Origin of the sequence: uncultured Limosilactobacillus sp. (assembly GCF_934202705.1) — a bacterium.
GTDB lineage: Bacteria > Bacillota > Bacilli > Lactobacillales > Lactobacillaceae > Limosilactobacillus.
This window is the reverse complement of the sequence record NZ_CAKPYE010000013.1, coordinates 21,014-34,929: the sequence shown is the minus strand read 5'-3', so window position 1 is coordinate 34,929 and position 13,916 is coordinate 21,014. Positions and strand designations below refer to the sequence as shown.

General features: G+C 44.9%; 16 protein-coding genes. 10 read left to right on the top strand and 6 right to left on the bottom strand.

Annotation, left to right across the window (positions count from 1 at the left end; genetic code table 11):
- Window positions 1-43: 43 nt before the first annotated feature.
- The 3 genes from budA to Q0C76_RS08275 all read right to left on the bottom strand — a co-directional run bounded on the left by budA (window position 44) and on the right by Q0C76_RS08275 (window position 2,877).
- Complete coding sequence (budA, locus tag Q0C76_RS08285; protein ID WP_295731861.1) at window positions 44-760, bottom strand: acetolactate decarboxylase; 717 nt, start codon at window positions 758-760, stop codon at window positions 44-46.
- Between the two features lie 11 nt (window positions 761-771).
- Window positions 772-2,454, bottom strand: coding sequence for an acetolactate synthase AlsS (gene alsS / locus Q0C76_RS08280; protein ID WP_295731859.1), 1,683 nt, complete (start codon window positions 2,452-2,454; stop codon window positions 772-774).
- A gap of 213 nt (window positions 2,455-2,667) precedes the next feature.
- Window positions 2,668-2,877, bottom strand: a complete 210-nt coding sequence (locus Q0C76_RS08275) for a hypothetical protein (RefSeq protein ID WP_295731857.1) — start codon at window positions 2,875-2,877, stop codon at window positions 2,668-2,670.
- A 154-nt stretch (window positions 2,878-3,031) separates the two neighbouring features.
- On the opposite strand from Q0C76_RS08275, the gene Q0C76_RS08270 reads away from it, so the two are divergent.
- Complete coding sequence (locus Q0C76_RS08270; protein ID WP_295731855.1) at window positions 3,032-3,538, top strand: helix-turn-helix domain-containing protein; 507 nt, start codon at window positions 3,032-3,034, stop codon at window positions 3,536-3,538.
- 39 nt (window positions 3,539-3,577) lie between these two features.
- Here Q0C76_RS08270 and Q0C76_RS08265 read toward each other — a convergent pair whose 3' ends face one another.
- Entirely contained in the window at window positions 3,578-4,717 is a 1,140-nt protein-coding gene (locus tag Q0C76_RS08265; protein WP_295731853.1) for a hypothetical protein, read from the bottom strand.
- A 106-nt stretch (window positions 4,718-4,823) separates the two neighbouring features.
- On the opposite strand from Q0C76_RS08265, the gene Q0C76_RS08260 reads away from it, so the two are divergent.
- The 7 genes from Q0C76_RS08260 (at window position 4,824) to Q0C76_RS08230 (ending at window position 10,346) form a co-directional block, all read left to right on the top strand.
- Window positions 4,824-5,429 (top strand): uracil-DNA glycosylase family protein, encoded by a 606-nt coding sequence (locus Q0C76_RS08260; protein WP_295731851.1) that lies wholly within the window; start codon window positions 4,824-4,826, stop codon window positions 5,427-5,429.
- 5 nt (window positions 5,430-5,434) lie between these two features.
- Window positions 5,435-5,734: an MGMT family protein gene (locus tag Q0C76_RS08255; RefSeq protein WP_295731885.1), complete on the top strand. Its 300-nt coding sequence runs from the start codon at window positions 5,435-5,437 to the stop codon at window positions 5,732-5,734.
- Between the two features lie 89 nt (window positions 5,735-5,823).
- Window positions 5,824-6,312: a hypothetical protein gene (locus Q0C76_RS08250; protein ID WP_295731849.1), complete on the top strand. Its 489-nt coding sequence runs from the start codon at window positions 5,824-5,826 to the stop codon at window positions 6,310-6,312.
- A 24-nt stretch (window positions 6,313-6,336) separates the two neighbouring features.
- A complete protein-coding gene (locus Q0C76_RS08245) occupies window positions 6,337-6,858 on the top strand; it encodes a GNAT family N-acetyltransferase (protein WP_295731847.1) in 522 nt (173 codons plus the stop codon).
- A 135-nt stretch (window positions 6,859-6,993) separates the two neighbouring features.
- Window positions 6,994-7,830 (top strand): alpha/beta hydrolase, encoded by an 837-nt coding sequence (locus Q0C76_RS08240; RefSeq protein ID WP_295731845.1) that lies wholly within the window; start codon window positions 6,994-6,996, stop codon window positions 7,828-7,830.
- A gap of 44 nt (window positions 7,831-7,874) precedes the next feature.
- Window positions 7,875-9,371 (top strand): glutamate--cysteine ligase, encoded by a 1,497-nt coding sequence (locus tag Q0C76_RS08235; RefSeq protein ID WP_295731843.1) that lies wholly within the window; start codon window positions 7,875-7,877, stop codon window positions 9,369-9,371.
- Window positions 9,372-9,437: 66 nt separating this feature from the next.
- A complete protein-coding gene (locus Q0C76_RS08230; protein WP_295731841.1) occupies window positions 9,438-10,346 on the top strand; it encodes a lactate/malate family dehydrogenase in 909 nt (302 codons plus the stop codon).
- Here Q0C76_RS08230 and Q0C76_RS08225 read toward each other — a convergent pair.
- Window positions 10,343-10,912: a TIGR00730 family Rossman fold protein gene (locus tag Q0C76_RS08225; protein ID WP_295731839.1), complete on the bottom strand. Its 570-nt coding sequence runs from the start codon at window positions 10,910-10,912 to the stop codon at window positions 10,343-10,345. The two genes, Q0C76_RS08230 and Q0C76_RS08225, sit on opposite strands and share 4 nt — an antisense overlap.
- Window positions 10,913-10,995: 83 nt before the next feature.
- Window positions 10,996-11,373, bottom strand: coding sequence for a DUF4828 domain-containing protein (locus Q0C76_RS08220; protein ID WP_295731837.1), 378 nt, complete (start codon window positions 11,371-11,373; stop codon window positions 10,996-10,998).
- A 166-nt stretch (window positions 11,374-11,539) separates the two neighbouring features.
- Between Q0C76_RS08220 and Q0C76_RS08215 the strand changes: the two genes are divergently transcribed.
- On the top strand, window positions 11,540-12,553 hold the full coding sequence (locus Q0C76_RS08215) for a Gfo/Idh/MocA family protein (RefSeq protein ID WP_295731835.1): 1,014 nt from the start codon (window positions 11,540-11,542) through the stop codon (window positions 12,551-12,553).
- Window positions 12,554-12,565: 12 nt separating this feature from the next.
- Window positions 12,566-13,876 carry a DEAD/DEAH box helicase gene (locus tag Q0C76_RS08210; protein ID WP_295731833.1) on the top strand — a complete coding sequence of 437 codons (1,311 nt, stop codon included), beginning with the start codon at window positions 12,566-12,568 and terminating at the stop codon, window positions 13,874-13,876.
- Window positions 13,877-13,916: the final 40 nt, after the last annotated feature.

Below are 13,916 nucleotides of genomic sequence, written 5' to 3'. Positions count from 1 at the left end.
TGGCTTAGTTACTTTTAATTATTCGTCATAGTTCGTTAGGCGTTTAACCCTGGTGGCCTTCTGATTGTGCGATCCCTTGGCGTAACGACTTTAGATCAACGTCTGATTGGCGAAATTCGTCATTATGGATAGGGAAGTGTTGGTCCAGTTGGTCAAACACTTCATAATTACCGTTCATTTGTGGAGCCGCAAAGCTTAATAAATGTCCAGCGAATTGGTGATCATCGCTAATGAAGTGAAGGTGCCAGCCAGCTGCTGTAACACTACCAAAGGCAGATGGTGCATAGTAGCCAAAGATGGTTCCGCTAATGTCTTGTGCAGTAAAGGTTGGTTGGCCCTGGGCAACCTCAAGGAGACTAGGATAGGGGCGCACTTGTTTTGGCGCAATTCGGATCAGAACTTCGGATAAGGTTCCGTGTAATTTTAATGCGGCGAAAACGTTTTGTAATTGATGATCGTGAACAAAGGCGCCATTCAGTAATTTAAAGTCAAGGTCTTTTAAGGCCACGTCCCGTGGTTTTTGGGGGAAGTGGACCGATGCAAATGGCAAAGTTTTAGACATATCGGTAATATGATGCACGTTACCGGTTGAATCAGCTTGGTAGACTTCATTATCGAGAATCATCACTTCACCATCTAAACCTTCAAAAGTGCCTAAACCGTAGCTGCCGTGCTTGAGTAATTCCTGTAGGGTAATGGTGCCAGCCAAATTTCTAGCCATCAGCATTGCTAAAGTACCATGTTCATATAATGTATTCATAAGCAGCCTCCTTATTGGCCCAGTGCAGAATCGACAAGGTGAGTGGCCAATTCCTTATTGTGACGATAGTCCACGGGAACATCGACTACGACTGGACCAGCGGTAGCAAATGCTTGTTTGAGGACCTTGCTTAGATCAGCTGGTTGGTTGACGCGGAGACCCGTGGCCCCAAATGATTCAGCATATTTAACGATATCGACTTCACCAAATTTAACACCAGCTGGTTGGTCATATTTCAGTTCTTCTTGGAAACGAACCATGTCATAATGACCGCCATCGTTCCATACTACCATTACTAAGTTGAGGTGGTGGGCCACCGCAGTGGCCAGTTCAGCTCCTGAATAAAGGAAGCCGCCATCACCACAAACGGCCAGCACTTTGTGTTCTGGATGCAGCATGGCAGCCACCATGGCCCATGGCAAGGCAACCCCTAACGTTTGCATTCCGTTGGACATCAAAAGGTGGCGTGGCTTGTAGCAACGGAAGTGACGTGCCATCCAAATGTAGTGGGAACCCACATCAACCGTTACAATTGTGTCATCGTTGACTTGCTTTTGCAGTGCCGCAACAATTGACAACGGATGACTGGTTTTCCCGTTAGTTGAAGGGTGGTCAATCTGATCTTCATCGATGAGTTCTTTCCGGAATTGGGCAAGACGTCTGGTAGCTTCCTCAGGTAGTCGATAGCCACTGAGTAATTGATTCAGGTTATTGAGGCTTTCTGCCAGATCACCGACTAATTGCATTTCTGGTTGGAAATTATTATCAATTTGGGCTGCCGTCGTGTCACAATCAACAATGCGTAAGTGACCCTCTTTATTCCAGTTTCGCGGTTCGTATTCAATCGGGTCATAGCCAATTGTGACGACTAAGTCACTCGATGAGAGTAAGCGATCACCGACTTGGTTGCGGAACAATCCTACTCGACCAAAGTAGGAAACATTCTCCAGCTCTCTTGGAACCAATCCCGCTGCTTGGTAAGTTTCAACGACCGGGAGATGGTAATTTTTCATTAATTTACGCAGGGCGGCTGCAGTTCGGTCGTCTGCGCCACGCAAGCCGACTAATAGCACTGGAAGTTTTGCTTGCGAAATCAGGGTTGCTAATTGGTTCAGAGAATGCTGGGATGCGGGACCAGCTTGGGCACCGTTGTAGTAAGGCAATGGCTTTTGGCTGACGAGCGCATCGTCAACATCTTGTGGCAAACTAACGAAGGCGCCACCATGTCTTGGCCCTTGGCTGGCCTCAAAAGCGTTCGCCATGATTTCAGAAATGTTTTCCGGATCTTCAATTTCAGCTGAATAATTAGTAATGGGGGCCATCATCATGGTTGCCGGAGCAGATTGGTGGGTAGCCCGATGCAGGTCCTTTCGTTGCACTTGACCACCAATGGCCAACACTGCGTCACCTTCCGCACTGGCCGTCATTAAACCGGTTGTCAGGTTGCCAATCCCCGGACCAGAGGTAGCTATCGTGACGCCAGTCTTTCCAGTTAGTCGGGCATAGGCTTGCGCCATAAAAATAGCATTTTGTTCATGGCGGGTCACAATTAATTGAGGATTATCCGCCGGACCATTATCGATGGCTTCAAAGAGTCGATCAATTTTAGCCCCAGGAATTCCAAAGACGTAATCGATGTGATGCTTACGAAGACTATCAACCACAATATCGGCACCATAAGTTTTCTTGGACATTTTATCCATCCCTTCCTTTACTATGATCATTGTTGTTGACATTTTAAAGGATTCAATAAAGCGCTTCAATATTGATCATTAGTGCACAATTATCGGTAAGCCTGAGACAGAATTCATCTTGTCCTGATTGAGAAACTTTGCTGATTTTTAAAGAACACAATATTTGCTTACTTTGTGAAAGTAATTACCAGTGGTCTTGTACCTAATCATGATTTACTTAAAAACTGATAATACCATTTGAATGACTAAAGCGATTAAATGGATTGCAAGGAGCAGCGTTAGTAAAATTACTAATAACATCCATAGATGTAATTTTTCGAAGATCAGGAAGCCACTGCCGGTTTCAATAACTAGCATTAATAAGGCACTGACCCAAATGAAAGCTTTGCTATGGTAGAATTTGGTCAGGATTTTTTTAACCATTTTGATTACCTCGAGCCTATTTTCAAATGGAGGAAAGTTGCTTAGCTAATATCCGACATGATTGTCAGCTGTCTGTCAGGTGAATGTCGTTCTTATTTATAGTCAAATTAATTATAATTGACTACAATTAAATTAAAGGGGGAGCGTGATTTTCATGGTTAATACACGGATTAAAGATTTACGGGTAACTAAGGGGATGTCACAAGAAGAACTGGCAACGGCTGCCAAAGTGTCGGTGCGCACGGTTCAACGGCTTGAAGCTGGTCAAGACGGGAGTATTGAAACACTTAATTTGATTGCTGGAGCGTTAGGAGTCGGCGTTCGTGACCTCTTTGCCGATGAAACATCTGATAATCAGCAGGAACGGATTAAACATTCAGAAACTCAGCTGCAAGCCCAGCTAGCTAATCGTCATCAGGAGTTTCATACATTTAAAAGTTTGTATTACACTATCTTTATTATTGTCATGTTAGTATGGGGAGCATTCTTTCCAATGATCAAAGGTGCCTGGTCAGCAGTAATTGGCATGCTGTGGGTTGGTGGCTGGATGGTCATGGAACCGTTACGGCGGTGGTGGGTGATTAAATGGATTAATCCCAATTTAGATGCTAAGTATCCTTTAACTGCTAGTCGTCCCGATAAAAATCGCCCACAAAAATAATTCGGGTGCCTTCAGAACGCGATCGTTTTGAAGGCACCTTTATTTATCTTCGGGGTTCGAAACTTTTTGAATGATGGTTTTAATTTTGTTTAGTGGATACGGAACCTCACTTTTTTGATAATAGTTTTTATCAGTCACTTGGACAATGGCTTCGTGATCGTCGTCGCCAACCGGAACCCGAACCCAGTCGCCAACGTTGATCGAATCATCATCAGTTAAATAATTGTACTGGTGACCATCTTTGTGAAAAGCTACGCTCAGGTAGATAACGTCACTCATGCGTCGCCTCTTACGACCGTAGTAATCGGGATCTAATAATAATCCTGTAGTAGGAATGTCAATTAACTGGTGAATGAACGTCATTAACTGCTGCCACGGTTGTGGCAGGCAATATTGTTCATAATCACCGCTAAAACTGACGGGTGCTAATTGTCGTCGCCAGAGGGTACATTTAAAATGGCCAAACTGTTCCTGATCTTCAACTGCGTCGTTAGGCACTCCGGGAATGGTGCTAGTTAAGTCAACCGGGTTTAAATCATCTAAGAAGGGTGCCACGTCTTGTGGCAAACGATAAGTCATCTCCACAGCAGTTCCATCTTTTACTTGTCGTTGGTATTGAATTGAGTTATCAGCTCGTGTTAGCGTTAGGTGCTCTTGATAATTGTGGTGGTCGTGATAATCAACCGTTAGTTGTTCAATGAAGTCTTCCCGACTGTTACCATCAAATACCATTAGATCTGCGCGGTTGAGCTGATCTCGGATCTTCATCGCTAAGCGTTCAATTGCTGCTTCTGGATCAGCTTGGTAATTAGTAAAGTTAAATGATTGACCATCAGTATTCCAAATTGTCGTGGCTTGGTGGTGGACTGGCTGACCAGTTGTGACTTCACCAAAGTAATTCATTGTTGCTAATGCTTGGTGAAGTAAGGCTTGAGCAACGTCGGCAGGTACGGTTAATTTTTCCGTTGGCTGACCATCAACCGGTGTTTTGATCGTTTGATTAAAAACCATCGTTTGGACAGTACAGTGACCATCCGCATTAATATCCAGTTCTTGACCTAATTTACCGCCCGGCACCTTTGGATCATGCCAAGGTAAATAAGGGTTACCAAACCAGATTGCCATTTTCACTGGTTGCCCATACTTGGCAGCCAGCTGTTCATTTTGTTCAGTTGTCATTATAATCGCCCTCTAAATCTTAGTGGCTTCATTATATCAAGAAATTGCACTTTATTTTCAATCATAATAAGCTATAGATAACTTCAAAGATTTTAAGGTGATTAGGATGACCATTGATCCATTTCAAAAAATTTTCCAAGAAATTCAAGCCAGCCCAGAGAACGCTCAACTGACAGCACGCGAGGTTGCACCACTCTATTATGCTGGACCAGACGTCCGAATTAATATTATTGCCCAAGCTCCCGGTCAACGGGCTCAAGAACAGCGGATGTTTTGGAATGACCGGAGTGGGGTGCGCCTGCGCCAGTGGCTGGGCGTTAGTTGGGACGAGTTTTATCATTCAGGTAAAATTGGCATTATGCCAATGGACTTTTATTTCCCGGGAAATGGGCCGCACGGTGATCGACCACCACGGCCAGATTTCGCGCAGCACTGGCATCCGCAGTTATTAAAACTAATGCCGAATATCCAATTAACAATTTTGGTTGGTGCTTATGCGGCACACGCTTATTTGCATTTACCGAAGTCAACGAAGCTAACGTCGATTGTTCACCATTATCAAGAATATTTGCCAACTTACTTTCCGATTGTGCATCCGTCACCACGCAACCAGATTTGGCTGGCAAAGAATCCCTGGTTTGGAGAAACTGTCTTGCCAGATCTTAAACAACGGGTTCGACACATTTTAAATCAAGGAAGTGATTCGTTGTGACCAAGATTGATGAGCAATTTATGCAGGACGTCCTTAATATCGTTGACATCATTCCAATGGGACGGGTTGCAACTTATGGGCAGATTGCGCGGTTGATTGGTCGGCCCCGCAATGCCAGGTTAGTAGGAAAAGCGTTGGGTAAGTCCGGCCACTATGGGAAACATCCTTGTCACCGGGTGGTTACCGCCACGGGAAGGCTGGTCCCTGGTTGGATTGATCAGCGACCAATGCTGGTGGCTGAAAACATCCCTTTTAAAGATGAAAATCATGTTGCCATTCAGCAGTGCTTATGGAAAGGAATTTAATTTTGCTGTTTGATGATCAACTATCCAGCAGGGAAAGGAGTATACTAGAAGCGCAGAAAGCGTTTTCTTTGATGGATGGAGGGACAATCATGTTAAATACACAAACCAAATTTGTGACCTTAACCAATGGCACTAATATTTGGACGCGACGGGTTGGCAATGGTCCACGGAAATTGATGTTAGTTCACCGTAGCGATGTCATGCCATGGAATTATTTACAAGCCTTTACTGACTTAGCACAACAAAATGATTGGGAAATTATTTTTGTTGAACTCAGTGGTGCTTATCTTTCTGACCAAACGGATTCAAGTTCGCTCCCGCGGCTGTCAGCCCAAGTAGAAGAAATTCAACGGGTAGTGGCGGCCTACCACCTAGATCACTTTATGATTCATGGAATTGGGGATGTGACAGCAGTAACCCGGTCTTATGTGGATAGCCATCCGACCGCCCATCGGTTAATTACGGTCCCTGACGAGTCAGCTCAAGTGCGGGCAACTGAGATTTTGGGTAACTTTACTAACACTACTTACCAAAATTTAATTCGCAACCAAATGCGGCGGTTAGTTTCAACAACGTAAATTAATGTTATAAGGAGATTTTAGATGACAATTCGCTTAGCAACCAGCAACGATTTAGCAAACTTGTGTGACTTTTACCAGGAAGTCTGTGCTCAGCAGCGACAAGACCAATACTCACCACGGTGGACGTGGGGTGACTATCCCAGCCGGTCAGTTTTACAGGCGGCGCTGAATGACGATCAAATTATGGTGACGGTCATTGATGGACAGATCGTTGCTGCCGGCGTTTTATCGGTTGGTGAAGATCCGGCTTACCGTGAGGTACCATGGCAACATCACTTTGCAAATTCTGAGATTGCCATTCTTCATTTGTTTGCCGTCAGCAAACATTATCGTGGTCATGACATTGCCCAACAATTATTACAGGCGATTATTCAGCAGGCGCGCACGAACGGTCAGCGAGTTATCCACCTTGATATTATTAATCCAAATGTGCCAGCAGAAAAAGCGTATTTAAAAGCTGGTTTTCAGTTCAATAACGCGCAAATTCTCGACTACGATGATTTGGGATCAACCCCGGCGAAACTCTTTGAGTACCCGTTATAGAAGGATCAATTAAATTGAATTACAACTTCGTGTTTTTGGACACGAAGTTTTTTTCGTAAAAAACTATCTTCTAGACTGAAATTTGTGGTATGTTAGCACTGTACTTAAATTTTAAGAAGGATTTAATAATTAGTAATGAAACTTAAGAATTATTTATTGATGCTGGTGACCGTGATGGTCGCCTTTGTTGCTTGTGGAGGCCACGTGCTGGCGGCTACCTATACCGGTGGTACCCCAACCGTGTTTGTCCATGGCTTGCAGGGGAACTACGGTTCAACGGATACGATGATTCGTGACTTAAGTCATCGTTATTCAGGAACGCGGAAAGTCATGACGATTAATGTTAAACCCAATGGTCAGCTGGCCATTTCTGGACGGTTTCAAAAAGTTAAGCATCCGTTGGTGCAAGTAAATTTCTTGAACAATTCAGCAAGCACCACGACCAATGCGCACTGGTTGAATCGGGCGTTGACCTATCTGTATCAAAAGCAAGGGGTGCGTAAAATTAACATTGTGGCTCATTCGGCAGGCAACGTCGCAGCTTACCAAGCCTTAGCAGCCCAAGCTAGCCGAACTCCCAAGACAAAGAAGTTTGTCATTTTGGCGGGACCATTTGATGGCGTTTTATCACTGAATGATGAAGCCAACAAAATCAAAGTTAATGCAAAGGACCATTATAAACCAAGCATTATGTACCCGGCTAATAGCTATTACCCAAGTTACAAGCAGCTGCTTCAGCTCAGCACGAGCTTTCCCAAGACAGTTCAAGTCCTGAACGTTTATGGTGATCTAGGTGACGGTTCTCATTCTGATGGGTTAGTTTCCAACGCTTCTTCGCTGTCGGTCAACTATCTGCTGCGTCATCAAAAGACACCAGTCAAAAATAAATGCTTTCAGAATTCGAAGGCAACGCACTCTGGTTTGCATAAGAGTAAAACCATCGATAATTGGATTGCCAATTTTCTGTGGTAAGGATGCATAGATAAAAGAAAAAGAATTAGATGAAGGTGAAGCTAATGAATAAGCAAGAGTTAGAAACTGCCTTTCACGAACCGGCATTTCGTGATTTATTGTTCGAAGGTAAATTTGGGATGCGGACGGAAATGCACCGGATTTTGACCAACGGCCGCACAAGTACATTTCCTTATCCCCAAGCATTAGGCAATCGTGACAATAATCCGTATTTAACCAGTGGCTATTCGGATAATTTGATGGAGTTTAATGCCATTATTGTCCGGAGTGCCAAGGCGGCTGTCCGGCAATTGGAAATTTTGGAACAGATTGTTGATGGTGACCTCCACGAAACGGAACGGTTATGGCCGCTTAGTTTAGCACCAACCCCAGTTTATTTACATGATTTGGAACGGCTGAGCGACTCCTGTACGAAACAAAGTGCGCGCGCACGGTACCAGCGGATGACCGCTAAGTACGGTGTCAAACGAGCATTGATGGGTGGCGTTCACGTTGGGTATAGTTTGGATGAAGAATTGATCGCCAAACTTTACGAGAAATTCGGTCAGCATGAATTCGATTGTGAAGCTGACTTCCGCAACTACCTTTACTTCAAGCTTGGCCTTGGGTATTACGTACTGCAATGGCTGTTCACCTATCTCTTTGGGGCTAGTCCGGTTGCTCCGAAGGCCCAACCGGTAATCGCTCCTGACCTTGACCATCAAGTACGGAGTTTTCGTAACGGTCCGGATGGCTTTCATAATTTACCTGGGGAACAGGTTCAGTATGGATCTTTTAACGAATATGTGGCGTCATATTCTCGTTTTCTTGAAGACGGGACCTATTTAGATAGTGGGGACTTTTGTGGCCCAGTGGCTTTTCATGGTAAAACTGATGACGTTCGCAAGTTGCCACAAGAAGGGGTCCAGTTCATTAGTTTACGGATGTTTGACCTTGATCCATTCTCCCGTGCTGGCATTAGTGATGATACGCTTAACTTTATCGAGTTGGTCATGGTTTACCACTTAGTTAAGCCGGTTGGCGAATACACGCCGGAAGAAATTGCGGATGCGCGGGAACGTAACTTTGCGGTGGCCATGCAAGATCCCACGGAACAATTTGATTGGACCAAGCGAGAAGCCACCGAATTTACTGATAAATTAGCGGCTTTCTGTGATGAATACGATGCGCCCAAGCGTTACCGTTTAGCACTCAAGTTTGTTCAACGACGCATCGAAGATCCAAGCCTGACGATTTGTGGACAAATGGTTAGCAAAATTGATGACGGTAAATTACTGTCATTTGGTTTGAAACTGTCTAATGATCGGTTTTCACAATTAGTCCAATCCGGCAAACCATTGACGGTGATTGCCGAAGGGAGTTCCGTTTCTGTTCAGCGATTAGTCCGGGTTGCCATCACGCTTGGCATCCAGGTTTGGATTAATGATGATGTCGAATTCGAGTATGGTGATCACGTCGAGAAGTTAGATCCCGAATTGGAAATTGAGATGCCGGCCGGCCCCGAAGCTTATTTACGGGGAATGTTTCCGGAAGTGAAATAAAGTAAAGAGCGGTGATTCGATCCTTTTGTGATCATCACCGCTCTTTAACTCAAAAGGAGTTTTATCATGCGCACAATTGGAATTATTGGCTTAGGCCAAGTTGGTAGTGCCTTAGCGGCTCAGTTATTAGCGACCCGCCAGGCTGATCAATTAGTGTTGTTAGACCAAGATGATGAACGGGCGGTAGGCTTGCAAAATGACTTACAAGCTGGCTGGCCACAGGCCCAACTTTTGGTTCAGGACTGGTCGGCATTACATGCTGCCGATGTCGTGGTGGTTGCGTTTGGTAATCAGCAACAATTACGCGCCGACCGGTTTGGCGAAATTACCTTTAATGCTCAAGCAGTCCAACAAGTTGCACCACGGATGCGGGAAGCTGATCCGCAGGGAGTGATTATTAATTTAGCCAATCCTAACGAAGCAATCACCGCGTTAATTCAACAGGTGTGGCAGCTGTCGCCTCAACGAACGCTCGGCCTTGGTACGGTGGTCGATACGGCGCGGCTTAAATTGGCCATCCAAAGTTCAAGTCATCAAAGCGTCCGCAACATTGAGGGTTACGTTTATGGTCAGCACGATGGTAATTTGGTGACGGCTTGGTCAACTGTGCGGGTGAACGGTCACACGATTGACCGACCAATTTTTGGTAAAAAATTGGATGATCATGAATTAACGATTCAAGCTAAATTGAATGGCTATTATGCGCTTCGGGGACTGGGCAGTGATTGGAACGGCATCGTTGCCTGGACACGCCGTCTTATTACCGCCATCCTAACCAACAGTAATATGGCGTTCTCGGTGGCGGTAAATCAACCGCAATTTGGCGGCTACGTCAGCTATCCAGTGCAGATTAATCGACAGGGCGTGGGGAATTACGTATTATTGCCGCTTTACCCGCTGGAAACCGAACAAATTAAAGTCGCCGCTAACGCGATTCAAGAGCAGTTAGCAGCGATGCATGATTTATTAAATTAATGGTATTGACGGTAATGTGGCGCTTGGTAGCGGTTCATGAATTCAATCATTTCATCAAACGAATCCGTAAAGCAGACCGCATCCAAATATTCTGGCTCAAGGAAGCCTTCCTCTTTCATGACCACTAGTTGTTGATACATATTGTCATAGAAGTGATGATAGTTGAAAAAGGCCACGGGCTTGTTGTTGTCACCGACGCCGGTCCACGAAGCGGCTTGGATTACTTCTTCAGCGGTTCCCAGACCACCCGGTAAAGCCACCAGCCCATCAGCCATTTCCATCATGGCTTCTTTACGTAGATCCATATTGTCGGTGACTTTTAAATCGGTTAACCGATTTAAACTAGTATCGCGAGACTTGAGTTCCTTAGTAATGACGCCGAATGCTTGACCACCATGGTCTAACACGTGGTTGGCAACGGTGCCCATGAGACCAAAGCGACCGCCACCATATACCAGGTCAATGTGGTGTTCAGCCATCGTATCACCAAAGGCGGCGGCCATGTCAATGTATTCTTGGTGACAACCGGGCCGGGCGCCACAGAAGACGGCAAGTTTTTTAATCATAATTTCATCCCCAAAATATAAGTTAATACTTCTATTTTAACATTGAATTAATTATTCTCGAATAAAAAAGCATGAGCCAACGCTCATGCTTTCTTTTCAGTAACTGGTCTAATGCGGTAGGCTTGTTCGTCCGCTTCATCAATAATTTGCACTGGCATTTGTTCGTTGGCCTTGACGGTAATGTGATAGCCAAACTTATCTAAGTACACTAATTGGTGATTGCTCACCTGTTCAACTGTGGCCGGGATGTCCTGATGATCGATGCCCAATTTTAAATCCGGTGCAATGGTAATGATGTGCGTCCGCTGTCGTTCTTCGTCAAAGTATTCCCAAGTACCAGCGTAGAACAGAGGAGAGACCGTTGCGGATTGTTGATGATGACGTGAATGGCTGAAACCGAATGAACTTGAGATTCCAGCCATTAATCCCGCGCCGAATAATAGCATGCCTTTTTTCCTCATAAATATGACTCTCCCAACAGTAATAATTTCTTTTATCATTTGATCTAAATAAATTCGTTAGGTTTATTATACACAGATTAATATGAAGGAAAGATTTCATTTCTGTTAAAAAGTCACAATAGTTTGTATAATAGAATCGTAAAGATTGCAAAGGAGATTGATGAACATGTTGAAACTCGGAATTATTGGAACCCACATTATTACTGATCAGATGCTAGATGCCGCCAAAACCACTGGTCGTTATCAGTTAACCACGGTTTATTCGCGGACCATGGAGCGGGCCAAACAATTTGGGAAGCCATACGGGGCCACTGAATTTTATGACAGTTTGGAAGACTTCTTTGATGAAGGCGACTTTGACGTTGTCTACATTGCTTCACCAAACAGTTTGCATTACGAACAAGTTCGTTTAGCAATTGAAAACGATAAGTTGATTATTTTGGAAAAGCCCGCCTTCGTCAATCCAGAAGAATTTAGTGCAATCGAATCGTTATTGAAGGCGCACCCGACAGCTCGGTTAGTTGAAGCAGCGCGGCATCTTCATACGGGAATTTATCAACAAGCCAAGACAAAACTGAAAGCGATGAAGACCATTCAAGGGGCTACCTTTACGGTAATGAAGTATTCATCACGGTATGACAAGGTACTAGCCGATGAAAAGCCGTACCCGAATATTTTTACTAAAGAATTTGCTGGTGGGGCCCTACAAGACTTAGGAGTATATGGTGTGTATGCTGCAGTTGACCTGTTTGGAACCCCTAACTCGGTTGTCTATTTCCCAACGATGGTCAAAAGTGGCGTTGATGGTAAAGGGGTAGCGATCTTAACTTATGATGGGTTTGAAGTTACCTTGAACGTTGGTAAAACCGCAAACTCATATCTTGGTTCAGAAATATATGGGTTGAAGGATAGCTTGTACTTTGACAGTATTTTTGACACCACTGAAGTTACTTACTACAACAGCAAAAAGCAAGCTGAACCAATTAAGGCCCCAGTCTTCTACACGAACTCAATGGTGGATGAAATGAATGATTTTGCCGACCTGTTTGAGCAGCCAAATGATGAACAACAATTGCAACGTTATCACAAGTGGTTCGATGAAGCACGGGTCGTTAACTCAGTCATGTTTGACTTACGCCAATCTGCTGATTTAATGTTCCCTGCTGATCGGAACCGTTAAAAAGGAGTTATTTTGAACGAGCAAATACAAGCACATTTTGAAAAACGTGGTTTTAAGAAACAAACGGCCATTCAAGAAGCCGTTTATGATGCCTTAGCGACTGGCAAGTCGGTGATCGGGATTGCACCGACTGGCTCCGGAAAAACGTTAGCTTTTACCTGGCCCTTGCTAACGCGGGTGCAAACCGGCACCGGGATCCAAGTGGTCGTTTTGGAACCGTCCCAAGAACTCGCTTTGCAAACGGCCCGCGTGATGCGCGAGTGGGCGAGCCTCGTTGGCATCAAAGTTCAGTCACTGACGGGCGGAGCCAACCTTCGTCGCCAAGTCGAACGCTTGAAGAAGGGGCATCCTGATATTGTCGTCGGGACCCCGGGGCGGATTTTACATCTGCTCGATAGTCGTCATTTGAAGCTTAAACATCTGAAAACGTTAGTGATTGATGAAGCTGATGACTTACTGCGGGATGATACTCAAGCAGTGGTGGAAGATATTGAACGGCGCACCCCGCTGAGTACCCAGCTGGCCTTTTTCTCGGCCACTAGTTCTAAGCAGCTGCAGCAAGCAGATGTGATTTTCGGGCGCGATGTCGTGAAGTATGATGTCCGAAAACAAGATGATAGTCGCGGACCCGTTAAACATGGCTTGCTGTACGCGCGGACGATGGCCCAAAAAGCGCAAATGCTAGAACGACTCAGTAAAACGAAAAATTTCCGTGCCTTGGTCTTTTTCTCGAGTATTAAAACCTTACATTACACGGCAAGTCGACTGAAACATGCGGGAGTCTCGTCTGCCACCCTTGGTGGTCGCCAACGTCAAACTGAGCGGGAAAAGGTAATGCGCCAGTTCCGCAAACATCAGATTAAATTACTGCTGACCACGGATGTTGCCGCGCGAGGAATTGATATTCCAAAACTCCCAGCGGTAGTGAACTATGAACTTCCGCAGTCGGTGGCGGAATACGTTCACCGAACTGGTCGAACTGGTCGACAAGGCGAACCCGGCTTAGTGGTGAACCTTGGTGATGATCATGACTTTCGTGACTTGAAAAAGCTGTTAAAAACTACTGACTATCAACTTCAACCATTAGCGATTGATAACCGGCAAGTAACTGAAGAGACTGGTGATGCCACCGTTAAGAATGAACCGGTCCGCCATGAAAATGCAAAGCGGATTCAAAGGGCCCAGCATCAGCGAACAGATGGGGTAAAAAAGTCGATTCAACGGACGTTTGATACCTTTACCAAGCCGAAAAAGAAGAAGCGGCATAAACAGCGGAAAAATAAGGGAATTCGCTTAAAACACCGCCGTAAATCCCAAAAATAAATCCGGAAATTATCTTTACTTCATTTTAAAAGCATGGGAT

Bases quoted from the DNA above. Each gene is read 5' to 3' on its own strand.
- Q0C76_RS08220 (WP_295731837.1), bottom strand. From the start codon at position 11,373: ATGAGGAAAAAAGGCATGCTATTATTCGGCGCGGGATTAATGGCTGGA.
- Q0C76_RS08250 (WP_295731849.1), top strand. From the start codon at position 5,824: ATGTTAAATACACAAACCAAATTTGTGACCTTAACCAATGGCACTAAT.
- Q0C76_RS08230 (WP_295731841.1), top strand. From the start codon at position 9,438: ATGCGCACAATTGGAATTATTGGCTTAGGCCAAGTTGGTAGTGCCTTA.
- budA (WP_295731861.1), bottom strand. From the start codon at position 760: ATGAATACATTATATGAACATGGTACTTTAGCAATGCTGATGGCTAGA.
- Q0C76_RS08235 (WP_295731843.1), top strand. From the start codon at position 7,875: ATGAATAAGCAAGAGTTAGAAACTGCCTTTCACGAACCGGCATTTCGT.
- Q0C76_RS08245 (WP_295731847.1), top strand. From the start codon at position 6,337: ATGACAATTCGCTTAGCAACCAGCAACGATTTAGCAAACTTGTGTGAC.
- Q0C76_RS08275 (WP_295731857.1), bottom strand. From the start codon at position 2,877: ATGGTTAAAAAAATCCTGACCAAATTCTACCATAGCAAAGCTTTCATT.
- Q0C76_RS08265 (WP_295731853.1), bottom strand. From the start codon at position 4,717: ATGACAACTGAACAAAATGAACAGCTGGCTGCCAAGTATGGGCAACCA.
- alsS (WP_295731859.1), bottom strand. From the start codon at position 2,454: ATGTCCAAGAAAACTTATGGTGCCGATATTGTGGTTGATAGTCTTCGT.
- Q0C76_RS08215 (WP_295731835.1), top strand. From the start codon at position 11,540: ATGTTGAAACTCGGAATTATTGGAACCCACATTATTACTGATCAGATG.
- Q0C76_RS08240 (WP_295731845.1), top strand. From the start codon at position 6,994: ATGAAACTTAAGAATTATTTATTGATGCTGGTGACCGTGATGGTCGCC.
- Q0C76_RS08260 (WP_295731851.1), top strand. From the start codon at position 4,824: ATGACCATTGATCCATTTCAAAAAATTTTCCAAGAAATTCAAGCCAGC.
- Q0C76_RS08225 (WP_295731839.1), bottom strand. From the start codon at position 10,912: ATGATTAAAAAACTTGCCGTCTTCTGTGGCGCCCGGCCCGGTTGTCAC.
- Q0C76_RS08270 (WP_295731855.1), top strand. From the start codon at position 3,032: ATGGTTAATACACGGATTAAAGATTTACGGGTAACTAAGGGGATGTCA.